General features: G+C 63.7%; 24 protein-coding genes. 11 read left to right on the top strand and 13 right to left on the bottom strand.

Annotated elements, in window-relative coordinates:
* The first annotated feature begins 46 nt into the window (after positions 1 to 46).
* The 3 genes from CSQ91_RS05645 (at position 47) to CSQ91_RS05655 (ending at position 1,759) form a co-directional block, all read left to right on the top strand.
* Entirely contained in the window at positions 47 to 568 is a 522-nt protein-coding gene (locus tag CSQ91_RS05645; protein WP_099387638.1) for a hypothetical protein, read from the top strand.
* Between the two features lie 20 nt (positions 569 to 588).
* Positions 589 to 993: a hypothetical protein gene (locus CSQ91_RS05650; protein WP_099387639.1), complete on the top strand. Its 405-nt coding sequence runs from the start codon at positions 589 to 591 to the stop codon at positions 991 to 993.
* Between the two features lie 67 nt (positions 994 to 1,060).
* Positions 1,061 to 1,759 carry an aspartate/glutamate racemase family protein gene (locus CSQ91_RS05655; RefSeq protein WP_180278351.1) on the top strand — a complete coding sequence of 233 codons (699 nt, stop codon included), beginning with the start codon at positions 1,061 to 1,063 and terminating at the stop codon, positions 1,757 to 1,759.
* Between the two features lie 48 nt (positions 1,760 to 1,807).
* Here CSQ91_RS05655 and CSQ91_RS05660 read toward each other — a convergent pair whose 3' ends face one another.
* The 3 genes from CSQ91_RS05660 to CSQ91_RS05670 form a co-directional block, all read right to left on the bottom strand.
* Complete coding sequence (locus CSQ91_RS05660; RefSeq protein ID WP_083299622.1) at positions 1,808 to 3,025, bottom strand: MFS transporter; 1,218 nt, start codon at positions 3,023 to 3,025, stop codon at positions 1,808 to 1,810.
* A 294-nt stretch (positions 3,026 to 3,319) separates the two neighbouring features.
* Positions 3,320 to 3,736 (bottom strand): SRPBCC family protein, encoded by a 417-nt coding sequence (locus CSQ91_RS05665; RefSeq protein ID WP_099387641.1) that lies wholly within the window; start codon positions 3,734 to 3,736, stop codon positions 3,320 to 3,322.
* A 19-nt stretch (positions 3,737 to 3,755) separates the two neighbouring features.
* Entirely contained in the window at positions 3,756 to 4,772 is a 1,017-nt protein-coding gene (locus CSQ91_RS05670; RefSeq protein WP_180278352.1) for an aldo/keto reductase, read from the bottom strand.
* Between the two features lie 102 nt (positions 4,773 to 4,874).
* Between CSQ91_RS05670 and CSQ91_RS05675 the strand changes: the two genes are divergently transcribed.
* A complete protein-coding gene (locus CSQ91_RS05675) occupies positions 4,875 to 5,777 on the top strand; it encodes a LysR family transcriptional regulator (protein ID WP_099387642.1) in 903 nt (300 codons plus the stop codon).
* Between the two features lie 120 nt (positions 5,778 to 5,897).
* On the opposite strand, the gene CSQ91_RS05680 is transcribed toward CSQ91_RS05675, so the two are convergent.
* The 3 genes from CSQ91_RS05680 to CSQ91_RS05690 form a co-directional block, all read right to left on the bottom strand.
* Positions 5,898 to 6,371, bottom strand: a complete 474-nt coding sequence (locus tag CSQ91_RS05680; protein WP_034781452.1) for a DUF6328 family protein — start codon at positions 6,369 to 6,371, stop codon at positions 5,898 to 5,900.
* Positions 6,372 to 6,444: 73 nt separating this feature from the next.
* Entirely contained in the window at positions 6,445 to 7,173 is a 729-nt protein-coding gene (locus CSQ91_RS05685; RefSeq protein ID WP_099387643.1) for a hypothetical protein, read from the bottom strand.
* Between the two features lie 109 nt (positions 7,174 to 7,282).
* On the bottom strand, positions 7,283 to 7,495 hold the full coding sequence (locus CSQ91_RS05690; RefSeq protein ID WP_034751103.1) for a hypothetical protein: 213 nt from the start codon (positions 7,493 to 7,495) through the stop codon (positions 7,283 to 7,285).
* A gap of 259 nt (positions 7,496 to 7,754) precedes the next feature.
* Here CSQ91_RS05690 and CSQ91_RS05695 point away from each other — a divergent pair, with 259 nt between their 5' ends.
* Complete coding sequence (locus CSQ91_RS05695) at positions 7,755 to 8,174, top strand: YidB family protein (protein ID WP_034751100.1); 420 nt, start codon at positions 7,755 to 7,757, stop codon at positions 8,172 to 8,174.
* Positions 8,175 to 8,226: 52 nt separating this feature from the next.
* Here the strand turns inward: CSQ91_RS05695 and CSQ91_RS05700 are convergent, their stop codons facing one another.
* Both CSQ91_RS05700 and CSQ91_RS05705 read right to left on the bottom strand, forming a co-directional pair.
* Positions 8,227 to 9,252, bottom strand: a complete 1,026-nt coding sequence (locus tag CSQ91_RS05700; RefSeq protein ID WP_244517331.1) for a LacI family DNA-binding transcriptional regulator — start codon at positions 9,250 to 9,252, stop codon at positions 8,227 to 8,229.
* Positions 9,253 to 9,505: 253 nt separating this feature from the next.
* A complete protein-coding gene (locus CSQ91_RS05705) occupies positions 9,506 to 11,605 on the bottom strand; it encodes an Ig-like domain-containing protein (RefSeq protein WP_180278353.1) in 2,100 nt (699 codons plus the stop codon).
* Between the two features lie 177 nt (positions 11,606 to 11,782).
* Here CSQ91_RS05705 and CSQ91_RS05715 point away from each other — a divergent pair, with 177 nt between their 5' ends.
* The 5 genes from CSQ91_RS05715 to CSQ91_RS05735 all read left to right on the top strand — a co-directional run bounded on the left by CSQ91_RS05715 (position 11,783) and on the right by CSQ91_RS05735 (position 16,364).
* Complete coding sequence (locus CSQ91_RS05715; protein WP_034781446.1) at positions 11,783 to 13,033, top strand: Hsp70 family protein; 1,251 nt, start codon at positions 11,783 to 11,785, stop codon at positions 13,031 to 13,033.
* 119 nt (positions 13,034 to 13,152) lie between these two features.
* Entirely contained in the window at positions 13,153 to 13,782 is a 630-nt protein-coding gene (locus tag CSQ91_RS05720; protein WP_170846245.1) for a 3'-5' exonuclease, read from the top strand.
* A 175-nt stretch (positions 13,783 to 13,957) separates the two neighbouring features.
* Positions 13,958 to 15,346: a tetratricopeptide repeat protein gene (locus tag CSQ91_RS05725; RefSeq protein ID WP_070279859.1), complete on the top strand. Its 1,389-nt coding sequence runs from the start codon at positions 13,958 to 13,960 to the stop codon at positions 15,344 to 15,346.
* Positions 15,347 to 15,447: 101 nt separating this feature from the next.
* Complete coding sequence (locus CSQ91_RS05730; RefSeq protein WP_034781444.1) at positions 15,448 to 15,924, top strand: DUF4262 domain-containing protein; 477 nt, start codon at positions 15,448 to 15,450, stop codon at positions 15,922 to 15,924.
* Entirely contained in the window at positions 15,921 to 16,364 is a 444-nt protein-coding gene (locus tag CSQ91_RS05735; RefSeq protein ID WP_099387645.1) for a DUF6386 family protein, read from the top strand. Before CSQ91_RS05730 ends, CSQ91_RS05735 begins: the two co-directional genes overlap by 4 nt.
* Before the next feature lie 45 nt (positions 16,365 to 16,409).
* On the opposite strand, the gene CSQ91_RS05740 is transcribed toward CSQ91_RS05735, so the two are convergent.
* Positions 16,410 to 18,197 (bottom strand): GGDEF domain-containing protein, encoded by a 1,788-nt coding sequence (locus CSQ91_RS05740; RefSeq protein ID WP_099388580.1) that lies wholly within the window; start codon positions 18,195 to 18,197, stop codon positions 16,410 to 16,412.
* Between the two features lie 407 nt (positions 18,198 to 18,604).
* On the opposite strand from CSQ91_RS05740, the gene CSQ91_RS05745 reads away from it, so the two are divergent.
* Positions 18,605 to 20,800: a prolyl oligopeptidase family serine peptidase gene (locus tag CSQ91_RS05745; protein ID WP_099387646.1), complete on the top strand. Its 2,196-nt coding sequence runs from the start codon at positions 18,605 to 18,607 to the stop codon at positions 20,798 to 20,800.
* Positions 20,801 to 20,888: 88 nt separating this feature from the next.
* Here the strand turns inward: CSQ91_RS05745 and CSQ91_RS05750 are convergent, their stop codons facing one another.
* The 4 genes from CSQ91_RS05750 to CSQ91_RS05765 are packed head-to-tail and all read right to left on the bottom strand — an operon-like array spanning position 20,889 to position 25,063.
* Positions 20,889 to 21,776: an STM4011 family radical SAM protein gene (locus CSQ91_RS05750; RefSeq protein ID WP_099387647.1), complete on the bottom strand. Its 888-nt coding sequence runs from the start codon at positions 21,774 to 21,776 to the stop codon at positions 20,889 to 20,891.
* Entirely contained in the window at positions 21,770 to 23,149 is a 1,380-nt protein-coding gene (locus tag CSQ91_RS05755) for an STM4012 family radical SAM protein (protein ID WP_218963714.1), read from the bottom strand. The genes CSQ91_RS05750 and CSQ91_RS05755 overlap by 7 nt, the downstream gene beginning before the upstream one ends.
* Positions 23,146 to 24,000 (bottom strand): STM4013/SEN3800 family hydrolase, encoded by an 855-nt coding sequence (locus tag CSQ91_RS05760; protein WP_099387648.1) that lies wholly within the window; start codon positions 23,998 to 24,000, stop codon positions 23,146 to 23,148. The genes CSQ91_RS05755 and CSQ91_RS05760 overlap by 4 nt, the downstream gene beginning before the upstream one ends.
* Positions 23,993 to 25,063, bottom strand: a complete 1,071-nt coding sequence (locus CSQ91_RS05765) for an STM4014 family protein (protein ID WP_180278354.1) — start codon at positions 25,061 to 25,063, stop codon at positions 23,993 to 23,995. Before CSQ91_RS05765 ends, CSQ91_RS05760 begins: the two co-directional genes overlap by 8 nt.
* Positions 25,064 to 25,070: the final 7 nt, after the last annotated feature.

The following is a 25,070-nucleotide window of genomic DNA, read 5'->3' on the forward strand; positions in this document are numbered from 1 at the left end:
TACATATGTCGTAATTGGAGAAAACATCTCGAGCGGAAAAGTATTAATGAAACAACTGGCAGCACTTGAAATCGCCGTTTTCCAGCTGCGCATGGGATTCGGCCATGCCGACTGCTGCGTGGACTGGGCCGTGGAACGCCTGCGCCGGGACGAGGAGGGCGACGACCTGGAAGTCGTGCTGCTGGCCAGCGCCCGGGGCATTGACGAGGTGCTGCCACTGGCCGAGGCCATCATCGAGCGCTACCGGGGAACGCAGCGGCTCAGTGAACAATTCCTGGCCGGTAAATATATCGTCGAACTGCGCGCCGCCTACCTGGCGGGCCGGGAAAGCGTGTCGTCGCTCGATGCGATCTTTACCCGCCTGTATCCGGCGCTTGACTACCCGGACTGGCTGGTCATGCTGAGCCGCAATTGCGAATACGCGACGGACGTGGCCGATTTCGAGCTGCCGTTCGAGGAAGAATTTCACTATATCGCCAGCCTGTGGTCGCAAGCGGAGAGCCTGGCTGCATTGGAGCGCGAATACAGCCGCGAGACGTCCAATCGGCATGATGCGACCGGCGCTTGAGGGGACCATCTGACTGTCCTATGAAAAAAGTTGATATTTTTGTCTGTTCCGATGCCGAGATGCGCGAATGTGCCAGCTGGCAAGATGCCTTTGACTCCTTTCCCGTTACGGGCATTGCCTTGCCCGGCGAACTGGATTTTGCGTCGCTGGGGCAATTGCTGACCCACTCGGCAGCGCCTGTCATCAGGCCCGTGTCTATCCCGGGGCGTGAGCTTTACGTGTTTGCGCAGGCCATGGGACAGGCTCTCGAGCGGCTGGCGGCCGACGACTTGGCCGATATCGCGGTGGCATGGGCGCAGACGGCGCCATGGGGCGGGCAGGAGGTCAATCCCTTCGATCTGGCCGGATTTTTGATGGCGTTGCAATCGATCTGGCATCAATCCGCCACGCCGGACAAGGCGCTGTTTGCGTGGATCGACGCCTAAGGTTGGCATGCGCGTGGCGGGCGGCCGCTATCGTATAATTTGCGCAATTCTTTTCGCTGGGAATAATGTGCAAAACAAGACTATCGGTTTACTTGGCGGCATCGGCTGGGCCTCGACCCTGGAATACTATCGGCTCATCAATGAAATGCTGGTGGCGCGCATCGGACCCGCGCACAGCGCGCGCATCATGCTGGTCAGCATGGACCAGGCCGATTTCGTCGCTCACGCGGCGCAGCCCGATTCGCATGCCATCGAGCAATTTCTGATCGGCGAAGGGCTGCGCCTGCAAGGCATGGGCGCGGATTTCTTCCTGCTGTGCGCGAACGGTGCGCACCGCTTCGCGCCGGCCGTCGTGCCGCGGATCGGCTTGCCTTTTATCAGCATCGTAGGGGAAACTGCGAAGCGCGTGCAGCAGTCGGGTGTGCGCAAGGTCGGCTTGCTGGGCGTTAAACAGACCATGACGGGCCGCTTTTATCACGATGCGCTGGAGAAGTTGGGCATCACGACCGTGACGCCCGATGAGGCCGACCAGGAAATCTTGCACGACATTATCTACACGCAACTGGTGCAGAATATTGTTACCGACGCCAGCCGGAACATTTTCCTGGAGATCATCGAGAAACTGCGGCTGCAAGGCGTGCAGGGCGTGATTCTGGGCTGTACGGAGATTCCATTGCTGGTCAAGCCCGGCGATGTCGATTTGCCGCTATTTAATACCACGGCGATTCATTGCGAGGCGGCAGTGGTGTTTGCCACCGAAGACTAGATGCTCGCATATGAGCGGCGCCCGCAAGGGGGGGCCGCTCATTCACCATCAAGCCGGCTGCGCGCCGCTCACATTGCGGCTGCGGTTTTCCACCAGCACGGAGATGCCGAGCACGACGATGCCGCCGCAGGCCAGCATGGCGCCCACCCAGCCCGTCGAGCGCAAGCCCATGCCCATGGCGATCGCGATGCCGCCGGCCCACGCGCCCAGCGCGTTGGCGATGTTGAAGGCGGAGTGGTTGAGGGCGGCGGCCACGGTTTGCGCGTCGCCGGCCACGTCCATCAAGCGCGTCTGCACGGCCGGAGCGACGGCGATGCCGGCGCCGATGGCGAACAGGTTGATCGCCGTCAGCCAGACATTGCTGCTGGTATAGGTAAAGGCGGCCAGGGCGGCCACGTTCCACAGCAGCACGCCGAAGATGGTCCACAGGCGCGAGCGGTCGGCCAGCCAGCCGCCGATCAGATTACCCACGGTCATGCCGATACCGATAATGGCCAGCAAGATGGAAATGACCAGGGGCGACACTTTTGTCACTTCCAGCAGGGTTGGCGTAATAAACGTGTAGACGGCGAACATGCCGCCGAAGCCGATCGCCACCATCAGCAGGGTCAGCCAAACTTGCAGGCGGCGGAAGACGCCCAGTTCGCGGCGCGGGCTCGAATCGCCGGCAGCGACCATGGGCACGAAGATGCGCACCATCAGCATGGTCAGCAAGCCCAGCGCGGCGACCAGCAAAAAGGCCGAGCGCCAGCCCAGGGTCTGGCCGATATACGTGGCCAGCGGCACGCCAAAGATATTCGCCACGGTCAGGCCCATCAGGACGCGGGCCACGGCCTGGCCACGCCGGTCCGGTTCGGCCAGCGCGGCCGCCACCAACGCCGCCACGCCAAAGTAGGCGCCGTGCGGGATGCCGGCCACGAAGCGGGCGACGACCAGCAAGCCATAGTTAGGGGCGATAGCGCTGAGCAAGTTGCCGCCAGCGAACATCAGCATCAGACAGATCAGCATCAAACGGCGCGGCATGCGCGCCAGGAAGATCGTGATCAGGGGCGCGCCGATGACCACGCCCAGCGCGTAGGCGCTGATCATGTGGCTCATCTGCGGCAAGGTCGTGCCCAGGTCGTCGGCCACCACGGGCAGGATGCTCATGGAGGCGAATTCGCCCGTGCCGATGGCGAGGCCGCCGATGGCCAGGGCCAGGTCGGCATAGCCAGCGCCAAAAGGCGCGGTGACGCGCGGAATCAGGGGATCTACGGAGGCGTGCATGTTCTTGTTAGTTGGGTAAAGAATGACAGGGCGGAGGGGCGCGCAGTGGCCCAGCCGGAGGTGGCAATGCGCCACCAGAATCGACGGATGGCCGGTATTTTCGGGCTAGAAGAGCTGCCCAAAGACAACATTGTAAAAGATTCGGGCAAGCTCTGCAGGGCGCCGGCTAAAATCTGCTGCACTGCACACAACAGCGTTTGCTCTTGTTGTTAACGATAACACGGAATCTGCGCGATTCCGCCACAGGGAGAGCGAAGAAAGCCTGGCTGTGGCGGAAATGGTCTTCCTTGCGTATTACTTCGCTAACGATTGCTGCAGCGCTTCCAGTCCCGCCACATAAATGCCGTGGAACAGGTCCGTCACTTCCTGCTCGCTCACGCCCACGGGCGTGAAGCGGCCCGACCAGGTGACCCGCGCGCCGTCGCTGCCGGCAATCGCGCTCACTTGCAGGGTCGACAGGTAATCGGTGGCGGGAAACGGCGCCTGCAAAATGGAATAGCTGTAGCTGCGCGCTGCATTGTCGTACGCTTCCAGCTGCTCGACGATGATGTCGCCGGCCGGGTTGGCCAGGTGGCGGATGCGGCCCCCTGCGCTTAACGTGCTGCCGGGAATATAGGGCAGCCAGTCGGGCAGCGAATTGAAGCCCCCGATCAGTTGCCACACTTGTGCCGGCGTGGCGGCGATGTCGATCGAAGTAGTGGTATGTGCCATGATGAATTCCTTGTCTATATCAGAGAGTGTCGCCGGGCAGGGGGGCGAAGGCCGATACCAGTTGCTCGGCGCGCATGTCTTGCCAGAATGCGGCGGGGATGACGCTGTTCAAGGCTGCCAGGTCTTCGGCCAGGCGTTCCGGACGGCTGGCGCCGGGGATCACGGCAGCCACGGCAGGATTGGCCAGGGAAAATTGCAGGGCGGCAGCCTTGACGCTGACGCCATGGCGCGCGGCAATCGCCTTGATGCGTTCGACCTTGGCGATGATTTCGGGCGAAGCTTTCTGGTATTCGAAGTGCGCGCCACCAGCCAGGATGCCTGAACTGTAGGGGCCGCCCACGACGATGTCGACGTTCTGTTTTGCCGCGGCCGGCATCAGGCGCTGCAGCGCCCGTTCATGGTCGAGCAGGGTGTAGCGGCCGGCCAGCAGGAAGGCGTCCGGCTGGGCTTCGGCCAGGTCCAGGGTCAGTTCCAGCGGTTCCACCTTGTTCACGCCCACACCCCAGGCCTTGATGACGCCTTCTTCGCGCAAGCGGGTCAGCACGCGGAAGGCGCCCGTGCGGGCAATCTCGAATTGCGCCAGCCAGTTGTCGCCATGAAAATCCTGGGCGATGTCGTGGACCCAGACGATATCGAGGTGGTCCGTATCCAGGCGTTTCAAACTGTCTTCGATCGAACGCAGGGTGGCGTCGGCCGAGTAGTCATCGACGATCTTGTTCTTGCGGCCAAATTCGAACAAGCCGCCTTTTTCGCCCAGTTCGCGGGCAGTGGGGTCTTCCAGTTCATCGAGGATCAGGCGGCCGACCTTGGTGCTGAGCACGTAATCGTCGCGGCGGCGCTGCTTCAGGGCGGCACCCAGGCGCAGCTCGGCCAGGCCAGCGCCGTAGAACGGGGCCGTGTCGAAGTAGCGGATGCCCGATTCCCACGCCGCGTCGACGGTCGCCAGCGCTTCCTGTTCCGGAATGTTGCGGAACATATTGCCCAGCGGCGCCGTGCCGAAACCCAGTTTGCCTGTCAGTAAGTGTTTGATTGTCATGATGTTTTCCTTCAATGTGTGGATCAGTGAAGACAGAATAGTTGGACAAGTTAAGCTTGTCCAAGACATAATTGGCGCAACTTGAGTCCTGAAAGGTCTGACATGCTGGACATACGCCAATTGCAATACTTCATCGCCGTCGCCGAGGAAGAACACGTGGGACGGGCCGCAGAACGCCTGCATATTTCCCAGTCGCCGCTGAGCCGGCAAATCGCCCAGCTCGAAGACAGGCTGGGCCTGACCCTGTTCGAGCGTAGCGCCCAGCGCATCCGCCTGACGCGCGATGGCCATACCTTCCTGGCCGAAGCGCGCGCGTTTATCACCCACGGGAACCGCCTGGAAGCGCTGGCGAAACGGCTGGGGCGCGGCGACGAGGGTGGCCTGTGCATAGGCTACATCGAAAACGCCATGCATGCGGGCGTGTTGCCGGACGGCTTGCGCGCCTTGCGGGCCACGCGGCCGCAAGTGCACATCGCCCTGTACAACCTGCATTCGGCCGAGCAGATCGAAGGCTTGCGCCAGCGCAGCCTCGATATCGCGCTGCTGTGCGAGCCGCCGCTGCCGAACGACCCGGACCTCGATTGCGCGCAAGTGCTGAGCGATCCCATGCTGCTGGCCTTGCCGGAAACGCACCCGCTGGCGGCCAAGGCGGAGCTGACCCCGGACGATCTGGCAGGCCAGGAGTGGATTGCCGTGCTGCACAAGGAAAGCGTGCTGAAACACGATAACTTTATCGCCGCCTGCGCGCGCGCCGGTTTTACGCCCGATATCCGCATGGAAGCAACAGAGCCGCTGACGGCGCTGGGCCTGGTGGCGGCCGGGCTGGGCATGGCCATGATCCAGCACAGCCTGCGTCAGCACGCGCCGGCCGGCGTCGTCGTAAGGGAATTGCCGTGGTTTAGCTACCGCACGCCCCTGTGGCTGGCCTGGCACAAGGTCAATTTGCGTCCGCTGGTGGGTATCTTCCGGGAAACCTTGCTGCAGCAGGCGGGCGCAGCCGCTTAGCAACACCTAACAAAACCGTAGCGAGCGGGATGAGTTGTGGCTGAGAAGCGGAGCTGTGCTTGAGCACAGTGAGCATCGGAGACCGCAAATCGCGACGCGCAGTAGGTTTGGTTAGGTGTTCTAGATTTTCCTGGCGTGCTTCAGGTGCAAGGGCAGCCACCACCACATGCAAATGATGAGCGCGCCCATCAGCACGCAGGCGATGATGCCAGCGACGTGGCCGAACACTTCCGACATCACCAGGTTGGTGCCTAAGATAAACGCCAGCGCCAGGGAAAAGGCGCCGCACATCATGATGCGGTCGGCCACGCGCTTGAAGCGTTCGCGGTCTTGCAGGGGGCGCATCACGCGGTGCTGGATGGCTGGCGCGCTGAGCAGCACCAGGCTGGTCATGGACAGGAAAAACGTCAGCAGGAAGACGATTTTTTCCGCCTGCACGATCTTCGCGAAGCCGCCGTTGAAGGGCAGGATGATGAGGAAGGCCGTCAGCATCTGCGCGCCCGGCAAGAGGATGCGCAATTCGCTGAGCAGGTCGGACAAGTCGCCTGCGTCGCCTGGCTGGTCATTTTCATCCTGGTGTTGCGCTGGTGGCATGGGACCGTCCTCGTGATGGTAATGGAGCCAGTCTACCCGGCAGTGCCTTGCCTGACTGTGGGCGGGCGCACCTTCAGAAGTATTGCATGCCGCGTCCAGGCAGGCGGGCGGCGTATTCGCGCAGCCGCCACAGCGGCGTCGAGACGATGGCCGTGGCGCTGTGCGAGGCGTCGTGGCCACAATGGCCGCAACTGTGGCGACGGTGCGGCACCAGCGCGAAGTCGCCCAGGTCCAGGTGCGGGTGGCTGCAGCGGGCGCAGTCGCTGCAGCCCAGCGGTGCGCCAGCCTGCAGCGCGGCGGCGAACGCTTGCGCGGCGGGCGGCGTGATATTCAGTTGCACTATGTCGGGAGGAAACAGGCCGGGCAGGGCGCGGCAGTCGATGGCCAGCGCGGCCGCGTCGCGCGCAAGCAGGGCGCCGCCGTCATTGGCCCGGGCGCGCAGTTGCAGCAGGCCATCCGTGCCCAGGCGCAAGGTGCTGGCGTGGAATTGCGTGGGGTCGAACAATTCCGGATACAGCACATAGCCCATGGGGCTGGCGTGCTGGCGGCAACGCATGGGCTCTGTTGCTTGCCAGCCGGCCAGATCGGCTTGCGTGCCCCAGTAGCACTGGTGCGTGCGGCACCAGTGGCGCGCCGCGCCGTTGCGAAATTTTCCAGCGGGCAGCAGATCGCACAGGACGATGGCGTCCAGCCCCGCACCGGCGCGAAAGTGGCCCGTGATGTGGGATGTGGTGACGGCAAGATGGCCTGTGCTCGCTTGCAGGGGCCAGCAGATGCCGGGCAGGGTCAGCGGCGTGGCCAATGGCGCCTCCCGGCGGCTATCGCCTTGCCAGCCGCTGGCTGTCTGGCATGAAAAAGCCCGCCGATTCGGGCGGGCTGTGCTGACGGGGATGCCAAAAGCATGGCCCGGTCTATTCTTCCGTATCGGCCAGGGTGACGATGGCGCGCGCCCATTTCGAGTATTTCAGGTTCGCCAGATCGCGCACGGTCTTGATATTGAATGCCTGCTTGAGCAGCTCCGCATCCTTCTCGCTCACGCCTTGCAGCGCGTCGACGGGGGCATCAGCGATTTCCTTGAACGTCTTTTTTTCGTAAGCCTTGTCTACCGCTTTATTGATGTTCATATGTTGATACTCCTCAGTAAGTAGGAAAATTAATTCTACACGTTTTTGCGCACGATCAATTTACGCTTGCAAGTTGTGCCGAACTAAATATGATGGAGGTGGGCGCCTCGACAGTGAGGCCGTCTGTGCGTTCGCCTTGGGATTGTAATTATGTCACTGTTATTATTCATAGTATAATGATTTCCGTGGCGGAGAATGGTCTGCGCCATACCGACGCCGCAGTCACGCGGCACTAATCGATAGCGTTCAGGAGAATACGATGAGTTTGCTAGACCAACTTGCAGGACAGGCGATGAGCGCTTTGGGCAATAAAAGTGCTGACGGGGAAGCCCCATCGGGATTGATGGCCAGCGTGATGGACCTGGTCAACCAGCATGGCGGCTTGCCCGGCCTGCTGCAGAAGTTCCAGGAAAGCGGCCTGGGCGACCAGGTGGCCAGCTGGATCGGCACCGGCGCCAATGCGCCAGTCTCCGGCGAACAGATCAAGGATGCGCTGGGCAGCGACACGATCACCCAGATCGCTGAAAAAGCGGGAGTCGCACCGGATGCGGCCTCGGGCGGCCTGGCAGCCTTGCTGCCCCAGCTGATCGACAAGCTGACCCCGGATGGTCAGGTACCGGAAGGCAATGACCTCGTCAGCCAAGGCTTGAATATGCTCAAGGGCAAGATCTTCGGTTGATTTACTGGTCTTGCAAGTGAAAAACCTCGCAGCGATGCGAGGTTTTTTGTTTTCAGGCGGCGGCCATCATGCCGAAGTGGGGCTGCTCAGCAGTCAGCCGCGCCGTACTCCCCTCGACCAGATACGAGCAATACCGTCTCCGCTCGGCGATGCCGCCGCGCCGCTCCATCAGTTCACCCAGCATGGCGACGGCATCGGCGGCCATCTTTTGCACGGGCTGGCGCAGGGTGGTGATGTCGTAGCTTAGCCAGCCGGACGCTTCCAGCGCGTCGAAACCGGCCACCGACATCTGCAGCGGCACCTGGATACCCATCTGGTGGCGCGCCGTGTCCAGGCAGCCGATGGCCATGATGTCGTTGCCGCAAATGACGGCATCCGGCACGCGGCCCAGGCGGTCGATGACCTTGCGCAAGCCGCGTCCGCCGCTGGCATAGTCGTAGTTGCCGCTGACGACGATGGGCGCGGGCAAGCCCAGGGTCAGCAGCCGGTCCAGCATGCCAGCCTTGCGTTCCTGCGCGACGGCCGAGTCGCCGGGGCCGTCGATGATGGCAAACTGGCGGTGGCCCGCTTCGGCCAGGCGCGAGACGAGCAGGCGCGCCGCTTCGGCCTGGTCGCACAGTACGGCGTGCACGGCATGTTCGCGCGGGCTGCGGTTGAACAGCACCAGCGGCACGTCGCGCCGGCCGAACTCAGCCATCTGCTCGTCCGACAGGCAGGCGGCCACGACCGCGCCGTCGACCTGGTATTGCCACACATCGCACAAGACCTTGCCAATGTCCGCTTCGCGCTCCAGGGTAAACAATAAGAGACGCTTGCCCAGGCGGGCGATTTGCTGGCTCAGGTCGGACAATACTTGCGGATAGTACAGATTGGCCAGGTTGGAAATGATGACGGCGACCAGGTTCGAGCGGCGCGTGATCAGGCTGCGCGCGGCCGCGTTCGGGATGTAGTCGAGGGTGATGGCCGCCTGCATGACCTTGGCATGGGTGGCGGGCGAGATGCTGGCGCCCGGCTTGAAGCAGCGTGACACGGCCGATTGCGACACGCCGGCCAGCAGGGCCACGTCATACGAGGTCACGCGCCGTCCGGCGCCGGGTATGGCGCGGGTGGTGGTGATGGGTGTCCGGGCTACAGTATTCTTTTTTCGCATATTGGTCTGGCAAGCAACCTGTCTCAAAGTATTCCTGCAGGCCCGGCCGCTTGTGACGGCCTGGGCGGGCAGAATGAGCATAGCGCAAAAGATTGCCATATGGCAAGACTGCATGCTTATTCACGCTTATTGTTCATGTTGCAAAAAAATATGACTGAATGGCAAGTGCTCTGGCAGCCTCTCAATCGCTGCTGTCGCACGGCCCGCTGCCATAGGGGCTGAGGCGTCCCGGCGGGTCCACGCGGCGGGCGCTGAAATCGCTGGCCAAGGTAGGCAATGGCCATTCCGCCGTGGCGCTCGCCTCCGTGCCGCTGACGCTGCCGCGCACAGTCAGCACCACGTCCACCCAGGAACCGTAGTTGCGCGGATAGCTGACGGTGACGGTGGCCATGCCCAGCGCGTCGCTCAGGCCGCTGGCGCTGACGGTCAGGGGGATGCCCGGGTCGAGTACGCCATTGCCGTTGCGGTCGTAGGCGGCGTCAAAAATGCCGTTGCGCAAGACGTCCTCGTTGGCGCAGCTGTAGTGGGGCAGGGCCAGGCGCCAGACGCCCGTGTCGGGGAATTCGGGCTTGTCCGCTTGCCATACATAATATCCCTTGGCGTAGCGGCTGGGCCAGGCGGCGGCCGTGATGGCAACGCCGGGCACGGCATTGCCGGCGCTGTCGGACACGAATACGGCAAAGTCCTTCTGCAGCACGCTGGCCGAATGCTCGCGCAGCAGGCTGCCCGTGCCCAGCTTGATCGACAGCGCTTGCCGCGCCACCGTCAGGCGCACGAGGGCCGTGGCCGCCGCTTGCGGCGCGCCTTCGATGCGGGCCTGGATCAGCACGCCGTCGCGGCCGCTGTCGGCCGGCCCCGCCACATACACGGCGCGCGCCAGGCCGTCGCTGCCCGTCAGCACCCGGCCCGCCTGCCGCAGATAGCCGCCGCTGGGGTCGCTCAAGATACTGAACAGCACAGGCGCGTTCTTGACCAGGTTGTTGACGGCGCCATCGCGCACGACGGCGCTGATTGTGCTGATACTTGTGCTGACGTTGTCGGCGGGCAAGCCATTGCCGGGATTGGCCCGCAGCACTGCCGGGTCCGCTTGCACGGCCAGCTTGCTGGCAGGACTCAATGGCGCGATGAATTCCAGCCGCGTCTGCGCCGTGGGTCCGCCCGCCACGGCGGCCGTGACGGTCGCCACGCCCGCGTTGGCCGACTGGATATAGCTGCGCGGCAAGTTGCCATTGCTGAAAATCAAGCTGGCAGGCAAGGCCTGGCTGCAGGCGCTGTCCGCAAACAGGCTGCCGCGCGAGGTCGACAGGCTGGCGCTGCCCGTTTGCGCCACGCCAGCCTTGTCATAGCGCGTGTCGATGGGCTGGCACGCCAGGGTGGCGATCTCGGGCAGCACGTCCGCGCCGCTGGCGTCCTGGCCCACGGCCGGGCTCAGGCGCAGGTCGCTGCCGGCCACGGCATATGCCTGCGTGGCGGCGGCGCCCAGTGCGCTGACGGACACGGCATCCTTGCCCAGGCTGCCCGCCGTCAGGCGCAGCACCAGCTGGCCTTGCGCATTGCTGAGCGCCGCGCTCCCATCCTTGACGCGCACGCCGTTGCCGCCACCCGTGCTGTAGGCGATGGCGGCGCCGGCCACGGGCTTGCGCGCCGAGTCGCGCACGGTGACGGTGAGGTCGGCGCCCTGGCCCAGCAGCAAGGCGGCCGGCCCCAGCACTTCCACGCTGCTGCCCGTGACGGCCACCGTGCCCTTGCCGCTGCGCGTGCCGACTTGCGCCGTCACGGTGATGCTGCGGTTGCTGTTGGCGCCGCCGGTCCCCAGCAAAGCGCGCGCCTGGCCGTTCTTGTCCGTTACGGCGTCGACGCTGCCGAGGATGCCGGAATCGGCGGCAAAAGAAATTTTTGCGTTTGGCAAGGCGAGGTTGGCGCCATCCTTGACGAGGGCCGTGACGCTCACTTCACTGCCTGCCAGTCCCGCCGAAGCCAGTTCCGTGTTGGAAAAGACCAGGTTGACGGCGTTGGCCAGGCTGGCCGGCTCGGGCGGCGTGACCGGCGGAATCACGGGTGGCGTCACGGGCGGGGTGGCTGGCGGCTTCACGGGCGGCACGGTGGGCGGCGGGCTGCCGCCGCAGCCTGCCGTGCTGTGCAGCGAGCAGCCGGCGCCGGCCTGGGTATCGGCCGAACCGCCGCCGCAGCCGGCCAGGGAAACGAGGAAGGCCGCCAGCAAGGTAGCAGGCAGCAAAACAGCGGGCAGGTGGCGCGGGTGGCGCAGGCGGGTGAGGGGCACGATGGGTCTCCGGGAGCTGGCCGAGTTGCTCGGCATCACTTCCAAGAGTAGCTTTTGCGCGCGGCCGCTACTTGATGCAAAGCAAGTTTATGCTGTTGACCCCGTCGAACGGGTTTTGCTGGTGCAATGGCCTGCCTTCTGATAACATAACGCCCCTTTATTCAGGGAAGGGTCGACATGGCCAATGCTTGCGGCGTCGATTTCGGCACGTCAAATTCCACGGTAGGCTGGGCACGTCCCGGGCAGAGCACCATGCTCGGCCTGGAAGATGGCAAGACGACCTTACCGTCCGTCGTCTTCTTCAATGCGGAAGACGAGGAAGTCAGTTTTGGCCGCGCGGCGCTGGCCGGCTATCTGGCCGGTTACGAGGGGCGCTTGATGCGCTCGCTGAAAAGCTTGCTGGGCACGAGCCTCATCGATGGCCAGACGGAAGTGGGTGGCCGCGCCTTGCCATTTCGCATGTTACTGGCGCAATTCATTGGCGAAGTGAAACGCCGCGCCGAGCAGTCCGCCGGCCGCGAATTCTCGTCCGCTGTGTTCGGCCGTCCCGTCTTCTTTATCGACGACAATGCACAAGCCGACCAGCTGGCGCAAGACACGCTTGCCGAAGTGGCCCGCTCCGTCGGTTTCAAGGACGTCGCCTTCCAGTTCGAGCCGATTGCCGCCGCGTTCGACTACGAGTCGCAAATCGACAAGGAAGAACTGGTGCTGATCGCCGACATCGGCGGCGGCACGTCCGACTTTTCGCTGGTGCGGCTGTCGCCGGAACGGGCGAAAAAGACCGAGCGGCGCGACGACATCCTCGCCACCGGTGGCGTGCACATCGGCGGCACGGATTTCGATAAATACCTGAGCCTGTCATCCGTCATGCCCTTGCTCGGTTATGGCAGCCGCCTGCATAACAATAGCGAAGTGCCATCCAGCTATTATTTCAACCTGGCGACCTGGCACACGATCAACCTGGCCTACACCAAGAAGATCTGGGTGCAGCTGGCCGACGTGTGCCGCGATGCGCGCGAGCAAGACAAGATGGGGCGTCTGCAAAAGCTGATCGACGAGCGCGCCGGCCACTGGCTGGCCATGAAAGTCGAAGAGGGCAAGATTGCCCTGTCCGACGCAGCCGAAGTGCAGCTGGAACTGGATCGTCTGTCGCCCGCGCAAAGCCTGTTGCTCAAGCGTACGCAATTCGACGAAGCCATCGGCCACCTGTGTGGTTCCGTGGAAGAAACCGTACTGCGCCTGCTGCGTGACGCGGGCGTGGCGCCGGAAGCCGTCGATACCGTGTTCTTCACGGGCGGTTCGAGCGGCGTGCGCTTGCTGCGCGAAAAGATCGCCGCCCTGGTGCCGGCTGCGCGCAAGGTCGAGGGTGATCTGTTCGGCAGTATTGGGGCGGGACTCGCGCTGGACGCCGTGCGTAAATTTGGTTGATAAAATGTGCATGGCGGCGTTGCCGCGTCTTGCCGTACTGGTGTACTGTCTGCGACGCGGCGCCTTGCCCTGCGCATTTTATCGATACCCCCACTGTTGCACCCACGAAAGAACGCCCTATGAATGTGTTTGACAAACCGATCGTCATGATCGACTTCGAGACGACCGGTTTATCTCCCGACATGGGCGACCGCATCACGGAAGTGGCGGCGCTGCGCATCGAGGGCGGGCGGATCACGGACCGCTATGTGACCCTGATCAACTGCAATGCGCGCATCCCCTCGTTCATCACGGGCTTGACGGGCATCACGCAGGCGATGGTGGACAAGGCGCCGCCCGTGGCCGAGGTGGTGCCGCAGCTGCTGGATTTTATTGGCAGCGATGCCTTGTCGGCGCACAATGCCAGCTTCGATGAGAAATTCCTGCGCGCGGAAAGCGCCAGGCTGAACCTGACACCGGCGCACCAGTCGCTCGTGTGTTCCTTGAAACTGTCGCGCCGCGTGTTTCCCGGCATGGCCAGCTACAAGCTGGGTTTGTTGTCCAGCCAGCTGGGAATCGCCTTCAAGAGCGCCGCCCACAGGGCCGAGTCCGATGCGGAAGTGGCGGCGCAAGTGCTGATCCATATCGGCCGCCATTTGCGCAGCAGCTATGGCATCGCCGATGTCGACGCGGATTTGCTCGTGTCGCTGAACAAGCTGGCCGCCGCGAAAGTACCGCAATTCCTGCAAAAGCACCCGTCACGCCGCTGAGCGCCATTCTCCTCTAAGCAGGCTCATCAAAACGATATAATTTTGTTATTTCGTTTGAGCCTGCTCAAGTCCTTCCCCCGCATCGAATTTAAAATTTAAGCAACACACGATTTCGCCGCCCTGGGCCGCCGTTTTGCGCGTGCTGCCGGCAAGCGCAATGTGGATGGGGGCGCACATGGACAAGCACCATACTGCCAGAGATAGCCATCAGGCGTATATCTGGTTCCGCACGGCGGCCGAGCAGGGCAATGCCTACGCCCAGTTCAACCTGGGATTGATGTACAAGAAGGGCGAAGGCGTGGCGCAGGACGATGCGCGCGCCTTTGTCTGGCTACGCCTGGCCGCGTTGCAAGGGCTGGCCTTCGCGCAGAACCACCTGGGCGCCCTGTATTACCACGGCCGCGGCGTGGCGCAGAGCGACGAGGACGCCGTGCTGTGGTTTCGCCGCGCGGCCGCCCAGGGCGATGCTTCGGCCCAGCAAAACCTGGGGCAGATGTACCGCAAGGGACGGGGCGTACTGCAGAGCGACGAGCTGGCCCTGGCGTGGTTTTACCGCGCCTCCGAACAGGGCGTGGCCAGCGCGCAATCGCTGCTGGGCGAAGCCTATGCGCAAGGGCTGGGGGCGAAAAAGAACGATGCGCTGGCCCTGGCCTGGTTCCGCAAGGCAGCCTTGCAGGGCGATGCGCAGGCGCAGCTGAACCTGGGGCTCGTCTACAAGCGGGGCCAGGGCGTGGTGCAGAGCGATGCGCAGGCGCTGGCCTGGTTCCGCCAGGCCGCTGCCCAAGGCCTGGCCGTGGCGCAGCGGCAACTCGGCGTGGCCTATGCGGAAGGCCTGGGCGTGGCGCCCGACCAGCTGCGCGCGTATGCCTGGCTGCAGCGGGCGGCCGAGCAGGACGACGCCGACGCCCAGTTCAACCTGGGCCTGATGCTGGCGCGCGGCCAGGGCGTGGACAAGGACGAGGCGCGTGCCGTCGTCTGGTACCGGCGTGCCGCCATGCAAGGCCATTGCATGGCGCAATACAATCTGGGCGGCATGTTTGCGGGCGGACGCGGCGTGGGCCGCGACTTGCGCCAGGCACTGGACTGGTACGCCAGGGCGGCGGACCAGGGCGCGTCGAATGCGCAGTTCAACCTGGGCGTGATGTATGCCAATGGCCAGGGTGTGGAGCGCGACGAGGCGTGCGCCGTGCGCTGGTATCGCACGGCCGCCGAGCAGGGCGATGCCAGCGCGCAGAACAACCTGGGCGTCATGTATGCGAACGGCCATGGCGTGCCGCAAGACGACGGTCTGGCCGTGCAATGGTATGCGCGCGCGGCCGGCCAGGGCCATGCTCTGGCGCAATACAACCTGGGCGGCATGTATAACAGCGGGCGGGGCGTGGAGAAGGATCCCGTCTGTGGCTACATGTGGCTGGCACTGGCGGCCGAGGGCGGCGACAGCGGGGCTGCCAGGGCCAGGGAAGCGGCTGGCGCCAGGCTGGAGCCGGCCCAACTGCAAGAGGCGCAGCAGCGCATGCGGCAATGGCACCAGGTGCGCTTCCCTGCGCGGCCTCCGCGCGACTGAAGCACTGGCACCGTGCGCGCGCGGACGCGTGCTGCATGCGATAATTGCCGGTAAGCATGTCGCGAAGGCGGCAAGGTTTTTGGCACAGTGAAAGGTGAACCATGGTAAGGCAGGCAGGCGAGGATGCATCCGAGCAAAAAGTCATCGACGACATCGCCACCCACGGCTGGCATGGCGTGCATATCGGTGCGGATGAAGAAGGTCCCGGCTATGCGTTCACGATAGGTGCTTGCCACAGTTTCGGCCAGCCTGAGTTCCTCATCATGGGCTTGCCGCGCGCCATGGCCCACCAGATACTCGATGTGGCGCTGGACGCCGCGCGCAGCGGCGCCATCACGGATTTCACGGCCACCACGGATGTCTTGCTGGAAGGCCATCAGTGCGCCTTCGTGCGCGTGCCCGTCGAGCAATACCGCAACTATGTCGGCTATGCGCGCTGGTATTACCAGGGCGATGATTTTACGCTGTACCAGATCGTCTGGCCGTCGCGCGATGGCCATTTTCCGTGGCAGGCGCAAGCCAGTGCGCAGTATGTGGAGAGCCAGCCCTTGCTGGGGCCGGCGCCGCTGGCCGCATGACGGCAGGCCCCTCCGTCAGCATTGTGACCGGCACGGCGACCGTGTGCGTGTTCGACCCGGCGCTCTTGCGCCACAAGCTGGAAGAGGACTGCGACTGGTGGAGCCTTCCCAGTGCGGAACTGGCGGCCGTGAATGCGGGGCAGGTGGCGTTTTTTAACGTGGGCGGCGACGGCGCGTATGAACTTGCCTTGCACGCCGAACTTGCCGAACCGCATGTGGAAGTGCATCTGGCTGTCGTCTCGGGCCGCGTCTTCATCGGTGCCGGGGAGGATGTCACGGGTGGCGGCCTTGAACCGGACACGGCATACGGCGGCCTCTTCGTGGACGTGCCCGTGGGCAGCTACCGCGTGCAGGCGCGCCGCGATGGCGCGCACATCAGCCTGGCATTCGTGCCCGATGCCCGCGGCAGCAATGCGTTTGGCGACCTCGTGCGTATTTGATCGTGCGTCTCCGATTCCCGTTCAGCTTCTGATTCTTGGCCCTGGCTACGCATCCATGCGCGCCACGCCCCCACCTTGCCGCCGGTCCAGGAACAGGCTGTTGCCGTGGATTTTCTTTGCCTGCTTCTTTGCTTCGGCCGCTTGCGTGGCGATCTGATGGTGCGTGTAGTACTGGTGCGCCTCCACCTTGATGACGCCCAGCGATAGGCTGATCAATGAGTAAAACACTTTCTTGCCTTGCCGGTCTTCGCTGATATAGCCGCCCCGTTCGCAGTCGCTGGTGCTGTAGTAGGCGAGGATGGCGGCCGCGAAGTCGTCCAGCATGGCCTGGCAGCGCGCTTCCCAGTCTTCGCTCTGGAACAAAATCATGAAATCGTCGCCGCCGATGTGGCCGATGAAGTCGCGGTTCGGGTCGCAATGGCTGCTGAGGATTTCTCCCGTCAGCTGGATCACGTCGTCGCCCTTGCGGTAGCCGTACACATCGTTGAAGGGTTTGAAGTGGTCGAGGTCGCAATAGCAGACCCAGAAGCGGCTGCCGCTGTGCAATAAGCGGTCGATATGCTCGTTGATGGGCACGTTGCCGGGCAGTTGCGTCAGCGGGTTGGCATAGCGGGCCGCGTTGATCTGCATCTGCGTGATTTCGCGCATCAGGTCGTGTCCCGTGCCCATGCCCAGGTAGCGGCCGTGTTCGGTAATGATGAAGCCGTTGAACAGGTGGTGGGCATCCGACTGCACCATGGTGTAGCTGAGTTCCTGCAAGCTCGTCTCGTGGTCGGCGATCAGGGGAGTGGCATCCATGAACAGGCTGCATGATTTCTTGCCATACAGTTCACGCTGGTAGGGGCGGGCGAAGTGGTCGATCATTTCGAAGCGGCTGATCAAGCCCAGCGGCACGCCGTCGTCGACGACGGGGATGATCATCAGCTTCGGGTCTTTCAGGAAGATGTCGTACACCTCGTTATTGTTTTTCTCAGGCGAAACGGCGATCACCCGGTGCAGCAGCTTGCGGATGCTGGCGCCATTCTTTTCCAGGCTGCTGCGCTGCGGATACACGGCCACGCCATTGCGCCCCAGCGCCTGCACCACTTCCGCCGGCAGGGCCCGTGCCGGCACGGCATTGGGCCGGCCCAGGTGATAGCCTTGTCCGAACGCCACGCCCAGGTCGCGCAAGACCAGCAATTCCGTCTGCGCCTCGATGCCTTCGGCGATCACCAGCGTGCCCGATTTCTCCGCGATTTCCTGGATCGAGCGCACGAATTGCAGTTTCACGGGGTCATTATTGATGCCCTGGATGAAATGCATGTCGATTTTCACGTATTCCGGGCGCAGTTCGGACCACAGGCGCAGGCTGGAAAAGCCTTCGCCCAGGTCGTCGATGGCGATCTGGAAACCCATGTTGCGGTAATGTAGTACCGCTTCGCGCATCAGTTCGTAATCGTAGGTCGGCTGGTTTTCCGTCAGCTCGATGATGACGCGGTCCGGATTGATGCCGATGTGCTCGATGTATTCCAGGGTTTCGCCATGGCGGGCATTGCGCAGCAGCAGGCATTCGGGGCTGACATTGAGAAACAGCTTGCCCGGCAGCTGCAGTTCGGCAAAGCGCTCGAGCACCACTTGCCGGCACAGGTGCTCCACTTCGAGGGTCAGGTCATGCGCGCGCGCCGCCTTGAACAGATTCATCGGCGCGTGCAGGGGGCTGTCGGATGGTCCCCGTATCAAGCCTTCGTAGCCGATGATGTCGCCGCTGTGCATGTGGATGATGGGCTGGAACAGCGCATTGAGCTTGCGGCCCGCGAGGATCTCGTGCAAGGCATCCGTCCCTTCGATGCTCATGGTGGCCGATGGCGGCTTCAGGTAAGCCACATTCGATGGCGTCGGGCCGGGCGGCGCGGCGGTGGCGGCAGGGAGGGCGAGAGTGTGCATAGGCGGATGTGGCGGCACGGCCTCTGGACGGGCCATGAACATGTTGCCGATAGTAAAGAAGATTTATGACAACTTGATGAAACGACTTTGTTTTTGATAATGTTTCTTGCATGAACGTCAGTTTGCCGATTCCGGCGAAAGCGAGATTTATCATGGTCATCCATGTAATTTACCCAAACAAAAGACGGCAAATCCATCCGATTACTGTGCTTTAAAAGTGGCAATCCGCGCTATGATTTCTCTTGGCGAAAGTCAACATAGGCAGCCGTGCTTGAGCGGTATGCTTTCCCCGACATCCAACAATGAGACGACAACCCATGCAATTACGTAGTGCAACCCTCATATTCAGCTTGATGGCCGCCTTCGGTGGTAACGCCCTGGCGCAAAGCGCCGCGATGCCATCGTGCCCGGCCGGCGACGGCGCTGCCGTGACGTATCCTGTCAGCAAAAAAGTCGACCAGCAAGACAGCTATTTCGGCACCACCATCGCCGATCCGTACCGCTGGCTGGAAGACGCCAACAGCGCGGAAACGGGCGAGTGGGTGACGGCGCAAAACAAGCTGACGCAGTCGTACCTGGGCACCATCCCGGAGCGCGCCGCGATCAAGCAGCGCCTGACCAAGCTGTGGAACTATGAGCGTTTCTCTACGCCAACGAAGCAGGGTGGCCGTTACTTCTACAGCCGCAATGACGGCTTGCAGAACCAGGCCGTGCTGTACACGGTGAAAAAACTGACGGACGAACCCCGTCTGCTGCTCGATCCGAACACCCTGTCCACGGATGGCACGGTGGCGCTGGCCGGCACCTCGATCAGCCCGAACGGCAAGTATTTGGCGTATGCCACGTCCGCTTCCGGTTCCGACTGGAACGAGTGGAAAGTGCGCGACATTGAATCAGGCAAGGATTTGACGGACCACATCAAGTGGGCCAAGTTCTCCGGCGCTTCGTGGACCAAGGACAACACCGGTTTCTTCTACAGCCGCTATGACGCGCCGAACGAAGCCACCAAGCTGGCCGATATCAATTACTTCCAGAAATTGTATTTCCACAAGATCGGCACGCCGCAAAGCGACGACGTGCTGGTCTTCGACCGTCCCGACCAGAAGGAATGGGCGTTTGGCGGCAGCACCGTCAGCGACGACGGCAATTACCTGATCATCACGGCCACGCAAGGCACGGAACGCAAGAACCGCGTGTTCTACAAGGACTTGCGCCAAAAGAACGCCAAGGTCGTCGGCTTGCTGGAAGCGTTCGACGCTTCCTACTCCTTCATCGACAATGACGGCCCCGTATTCTTCTTCAAGACGGACAACAAGGCGCCAAAATCGCGCGTGATCGCCATCGATACGCGTAAACCGCTGCCCTCCGACTGGAAGGAAATCGTGCCGCAAAGCGCGGAAACCCTCGTGGCCGTCAACCTGATCAACAACCAGCTGGTGCTCGATTACTTGAAAGATGCGCAAACGCAGATCAAGATCGTCGACCTGAATGGCAAGCTGGTGCGCGAAGTGGCCTTGCCGGGCATCGGTTCGGCGGGCGGTTTTGCGGGCAAGCGTGGCGATACGGAAACGTTCTACTCGTTTACCAGCTTCACGACGCCAGCGACCATCTACCGCTACGACATGAAATCGGGCAAGAGCAGCGTGTACCGCCAGCCGAAGGTCGATTTCGACCCGAACGCCTTTGAAACGCGCCAGCAATTCTTCACCAGCCGCGACGGCACCAAGGTGCCGATGTTCATCGTCTCGAAAAAAGGCATGAAGCTGGACGGCACGAACCCGACCTATCTGTACGGCTATGGCGGCTTCAATATTTCGCTGACACCGAGCTTCTCCGTGGCGAATCTTGCCTGGGTGGAAATGGGCGGCGTCTACGTGATGGCCAACCTGCGCGGCGGCGGCGAATACGGCGAAGCCTGGCACCAGGCTGGCACCAAGCTGAACAAGCAAAACGTGTTCGACGACTTTATCGGCGCGGCGCAATGGCTGGTGGACAACAAGGTCACCTCGCCATCCAAGCTGGCGATCGGCGGCGGCAGCAATGGCGGCCTGCTGGTGGGCGCAGCCATGACGCAGCGTCCGGACCTGTTCGCCGCGGCGATTCCGCAAGTGGGCGTGCTCGACATGCTGCGCTTCCACAAGTTCACCGTGGGCTGGGGCTGGGTGCCTGACTACGGTTCGTCGGACGATGCCGAGCAGTTCAAGGCGCTGGTGAAATACTCGCCGCTGCACAACCTGAAGGCGGGCGGCTGCTATCCGGCCACCATGATCACGACGGCGGACCATGACGACCGCGTCGTGCCTGCCCACAGCTTCAAGTTCGCCGCCGCCGCCCAGGCGGCGCAAGGCGGCGCGGCGCCCGTGCTGATCCGCATCGACAGCAAGGCGGGCCATGGCGCCGGCAAGCCGACGACCAAGCAGATCGAAGAAGTGGCGGATCGCTGGGGCTTCCTCAGCCGTTCGCTGAAGATGACGCCAGTGGTGGCGGAGCCGGCCAAGGTGGCGGCGCAGTAAGCCGGTAGCGGTAGGTCGGATTAGCCCGCAGGGCGTAATCCGACACCACCAGCGCCAACAATGTGTCGGATTACGCGGCCTGCCGCCGCTAATCCGACCTACTCCGACCTGCCTCCGTAATCCTCGCCAGTACCCCCTCCCCAAACACGGCCTGGAACGGCAAATCCTTGCGCTGCGCATAGCCGATATAGCAATCGCACTTGAAGCGCGGGCAGGATTTTTCTTGCAGCATGTCAGCCAGGTCATCCTCATATAAATTCCCCAGCCGCTCCGGCACGAAGTGGCAGCGCGCCAGTTCGCCGTCGCCATCGACGGATAGCGACGTTTCGCCCGCCAGGCACGGTTTGCCGCGCGAGGAAGAGGGGCGGCGGTTGTGCGCGAACCACGGGTCGACGGCATCAAACCAGGCCAGGTCTTCCCCGCTGTAGTAGTGGGGACCACGCCGGTCATAGGCGTTCAGCCACAGGTAGACGTGCTTGGGCAGGGCCGCGCGCAGGGCGCGGATGGCGTCCAGGTGCTCGTTCATCGCCACGACGCCGACGGAATAGCGCACGCCCATGGCGTCCAGGCGCGCGCAGCGTTCGAGAAAACGGGCCAGTGTCGTCTGGTCCGGGTGGTAGGTGCACCACAGGCCGATTTTTTCCAGCCCGTCCATCCCTTGCAGCCAGTTCAGGGGGCCGGACAGATTCGTCTGCAGCGCCACCTGGCGCACGTTCGGCAGGCTGGCCAGCGTCTGCATGGCCGCGCGGTAATGTCGCCGCACCAGCGCTTCGCCCCACGGCGTAAACAGGATGCCGATGTCCCGCTTTTGTGCCGCCACCCAGCTGGTAAAACGCGCCACTTCGCGCGCATCGCGTGCCAAGGTGGCGCGGCTGTCGCGCTTCTTGGCAAACGGGCAGTAGCCGCAGGCGTAGTTGCAGCTCGCCAGAGTACCCCGGTACAGCAGGGACAACGTGCCCGGCGGCGTTGTCAGCACGCCTGGCCCTCTTGCGCCATCAGCGCGCGCACCGTGTCGGATGCCAGCCACGGGCCGATGGTGTCGGCGTAGCTGTAGCCCCGGTCGTTCAGGCGCAGCAGGGGGCCGCTTTCTTCCACCAGTTCCAGTGCGTGCAGTTCGGCCAGCTGCGGCAAGTCTGCTTCGCAGCGGCTGCCGAAGCGCGCCGTGTAGGCGTCGCGGTCCAGGCCTGGTTCCGTCAGCAGCGACTGGATCACGTAGCGGCGGCGCTGTTCTTCGCCATCGAGCTGGTAACCGTGTTCGGCCTGCGCGAAGCGCGCCTCGTCCAGCGCCAGGTATTGTTCGATGATGCCGATGGTCTGCGTGCGCGCCACCGCGTATTCGCTCGAATAATGGAGGCTGGCCGTGTAGGAGCGGGCGCCCGCGCCCAGTCCCACCATGCCATCGTTCTGGCAGCAGTACGAGGGGCCGTTCTGTTCCGGTGCATGCGGGGCGCGGAACATGCGCATCGATACCTGCTCATAGCCCTGGGCGCGCAAATGGTCGCGCGCGGCCGCGTACAGGGCCAGGCGGCTGTCGCCGTCGCATGCCAGCATGATGGGGTTCAGCGTGTCGGCGCCTTTGCGCCGCGCGATCTTGCCGAGGCCCGTCTGTTCGCGCACGTACAGCGGATACAGGTAGATTTCTTCCGGCTGGAAGGCCAGCGCGCTGTCGATGGACGCGAGCAGGCTGGCCACGGTTTGCCCGGCGATGCCGTAGATCAGATCCAGGTTCAGGGTGGGAAAGCCGGCCGCGCGTATCAGGCCGATGGCGTGGTGCACGATGGCGTTTTGCTGGGGGCGTGCCAGCGCGCGCATCTCGCCGGCGGCAAAGCTCTGGATGCCCAGGCTGACCCGGTCGATGCCGTGCGCGCGGCACACGGCCAGGCGCTCGGACGTGATGGTTTCGGGCGACGCTTCGATGCCGGCCGGCGTGGCTTGCAGGTCGATGCCGAGGATGTCGCGCGCGCCGCACAGCAAGGTGTCCAGCTGCGCCGGCGACAGATAGGTGGGGGTCCCGCCGCCCAGCGCGAAGCGGGCAAAGCGCCGTTCGCCCAGCGCGCCGGCCAGGGCGCGCATCTGCACCAGCACTTGCCGCACGTAGCGCTCGACCATGTCGGCGCTCGGGCGCGCCATGGCGAACAGGTTGCAAAAGCCGCAGCGCATCTCGCAAAACGGGATGTGGATGTAGGCGAAGAGGGCGGAGCGGTCTTGCCGCGCCCACAGGGGTGCAAGCGGCGCCGCCTGTGGCAAGGCGCGATAGGCTGCCTTGTGCGGATACGAATATGAATATGCCTGATAGGGCGTGTGGCGCATGCGCTGCGCCAGGGTGCCAGGTTGTTCGGCTGGGTTCACGGTGGGGATTCCTTGGGAGGTGTATCGGTATCGGTCTCGGGGACGATAAAAAAGTGCGCGTACGGTACCTGCCACACGCTGTCGTGGGCGACCCTGTGGCCCCGGTAGCCGTCTTCGCCATACGCGCTGCCATGGTCCGAACAGACGATGGCAAACGTGGGCGCGCGCGCGGCGCACGCGGTAAACAGGGGCGCCAGCGCGCCATCCACATAGCGCAGGGCCGCCGCATGGCTTTCCAGGCAGTCGTCACGGCAGCCGGGCAGGTAGGCGCGGTTCGGCGTGTGCAGGGCGGCCACATTGATGAACAAAAAAGTGCGCTCGTCGCTGGCGGCCAGGCGGGCTATGGCCAGCGCCACCTGCTTTTGCGTCGAATGGCGGCTGGCCACGCCCATGCCGGCGCTCCAGTGGCTTTCCTGGAACAGCGACGGCAGCACCGTGCCCAGCGCCGTCTGTTTATTGAAAAAGCCCACGCCGCCGATGCAGATGGTGCGGTAGCCGCGCGCGGCCAGGGCGGCGGGAAGGTCCGCTTCCTCGAACGCAAACGTGTGCGGCGAGGTGGTTTCGCTGCCGGCAAAAGCGCTGGCGAACAGGCGCGGATGGCGGCCCGGTGCCGCAGGCGTGGGCAAAAAGCCGGCAAAAAAGGCCTGGTGCGCCGCATACGTGAACGTGGCGGGCGAGTGGCGCCGTTCCCAGCCGCCAGGTGGTAAAAAACGTCCCAGCACCGGCAGTTCGCCCGCTTCATGCAGCGCTTGCGCCACGTCAAAGCGCAGGGTGTCGAGCGTGATGAAGACGATGTCGTGGCTGCCCACGACGGCGCGCATGTCGGGGATGGCTGGTGTGTCTTTAAACATGTGTCAGTTGCGCTATATAGGTGTCCGCGCCTTGCCACAGCAGGCCTGGCAGCAGGTCGCCGAAGGCATTCGCTTCGAGCACATGGGCCTGGCCCTGGCGCACCACGAGGTCGTAGCCCGTCACGTGGCTCTTGGGGAAGGCGCGCGCGGCCAGGGCGCTGGCCGCTTCCAGCGCCGCCAGGTCGGCCGCGTTCAAGAGGCCTGCCGCATCGCCGCGCCGGTTGTCGAGGTGCAGATTCGTCATCATCCGGTCGCCGATGCGCGCCACCCGGTGCGCGGGCTGGCCGGCCAGGGTCACGACGCGCAAGTCGTAGTGGCTGTCGCCGCAGCGCGGTTTGTTCAGCCATGCCTCCGCATACAGCTGTTGCGCTGCCAGCGCGTCGACGAGGGCGGCGATGTCGTGCTGCGTCTCGTAACGGGCCATGCGCTTGACGTTGAACAAGCGTATCTGGCCGTCCGCCCGCGATAAGGTTGCAGAGGTGGTGGCTTGCTGGCGGCCAGCTCTGTTCCTGCGGTAGGCAACGACGCCGGACGCGGACGAACCGTAGCGCGGTTTCAGGTACACGCGGTCAAGCTGGTGTTCGTGCAGCAGCGACTGGAGATGGTCATAGCCGTGCACGGGGCCGAGCAGGGCGGGAATGGCGATGCCGTGCGCGGCCAGATGGCGCTGGCAAGCCAGCTTGTCTGTCATGAGGGTGATATCGGCCGGCGCATTGAAGACGCGCGCATGCGGCAGCTCGGCCAGTTGCGCCGCCAGCGAGGCCATGGCAGAGGCAAAGCCCGCAAACCAGGCATCCATCGCCAGCAGCTCGCCATGCGCGGGCGCCTCGACCGGCGGCCGGCCCAGCCGCTGGCAACCGTCATGCAGCAGCCGCAGGTGGGCAGCCGGATCGTCGCCGGGCGGCTCGATCTTGAACAGGCAGGGCTGGCGCAGGGCTTCCTCCAGCAGCGCCGGCCGCGCCAGCCAGTCGCGCCATTCCAGCACTTGCGCGGGCGGCAGGCGCAGTTGCGCGCGCGCCGCCTGCATCAGGCGCACGCGCTTGCTGCCGCTGGTGGCCAGCAAAAGCATC

The sequence above is a fragment of the Janthinobacterium sp. BJB301 genome (assembly GCF_002735685.1).
Taxonomy (GTDB): Bacteria; Pseudomonadota; Gammaproteobacteria; order Burkholderiales; family Burkholderiaceae_D; genus Janthinobacterium; species Janthinobacterium lividum.

Coding starts and splice junctions, on each gene's coding strand:
- CSQ91_RS05645 (WP_099387638.1), top strand. CDS start 47: ATGAAACAACTGGCAGCACTTGAAATCGCCGTTTTCCAGCTGCGCATG.
- CSQ91_RS05650 (WP_099387639.1), top strand. CDS start 589: ATGAAAAAAGTTGATATTTTTGTCTGTTCCGATGCCGAGATGCGCGAA.
- CSQ91_RS05660 (WP_083299622.1), bottom strand. CDS start 3,025: ATGCACGCCTCCGTAGATCCCCTGATTCCGCGCGTCACCGCGCCTTTT.
- CSQ91_RS05665 (WP_099387641.1), bottom strand. CDS start 3,736: ATGGCACATACCACTACTTCGATCGACATCGCCGCCACGCCGGCACAA.
- CSQ91_RS05670 (WP_180278352.1), bottom strand. CDS start 4,772: ATGACAATCAAACACTTACTGACAGGCAAACTGGGTTTCGGCACGGCG.
- CSQ91_RS05675 (WP_099387642.1), top strand. CDS start 4,875: ATGCTGGACATACGCCAATTGCAATACTTCATCGCCGTCGCCGAGGAA.
- CSQ91_RS05680 (WP_034781452.1), bottom strand. CDS start 6,371: ATGCCACCAGCGCAACACCAGGATGAAAATGACCAGCCAGGCGACGCA.
- CSQ91_RS05690 (WP_034751103.1), bottom strand. CDS start 7,495: ATGAACATCAATAAAGCGGTAGACAAGGCTTACGAAAAAAAGACGTTC.
- CSQ91_RS05695 (WP_034751100.1), top strand. CDS start 7,755: ATGAGTTTGCTAGACCAACTTGCAGGACAGGCGATGAGCGCTTTGGGC.
- CSQ91_RS05715 (WP_034781446.1), top strand. CDS start 11,783: ATGGCCAATGCTTGCGGCGTCGATTTCGGCACGTCAAATTCCACGGTA.
- CSQ91_RS05720 (WP_170846245.1), top strand. CDS start 13,153: ATGAATGTGTTTGACAAACCGATCGTCATGATCGACTTCGAGACGACC.
- CSQ91_RS05725 (WP_070279859.1), top strand. CDS start 13,958: ATGGACAAGCACCATACTGCCAGAGATAGCCATCAGGCGTATATCTGG.
- CSQ91_RS05730 (WP_034781444.1), top strand. CDS start 15,448: ATGGTAAGGCAGGCAGGCGAGGATGCATCCGAGCAAAAAGTCATCGAC.
- CSQ91_RS05735 (WP_099387645.1), top strand. CDS start 15,921: ATGACGGCAGGCCCCTCCGTCAGCATTGTGACCGGCACGGCGACCGTG.
- CSQ91_RS05740 (WP_099388580.1), bottom strand. CDS start 18,197: ATGAGCATCGAAGGGACGGATGCCTTGCACGAGATCCTCGCGGGCCGC.
- CSQ91_RS05745 (WP_099387646.1), top strand. CDS start 18,605: ATGCAATTACGTAGTGCAACCCTCATATTCAGCTTGATGGCCGCCTTC.
- CSQ91_RS05760 (WP_099387648.1), bottom strand. CDS start 24,000: ATGTTTAAAGACACACCAGCCATCCCCGACATGCGCGCCGTCGTGGGC.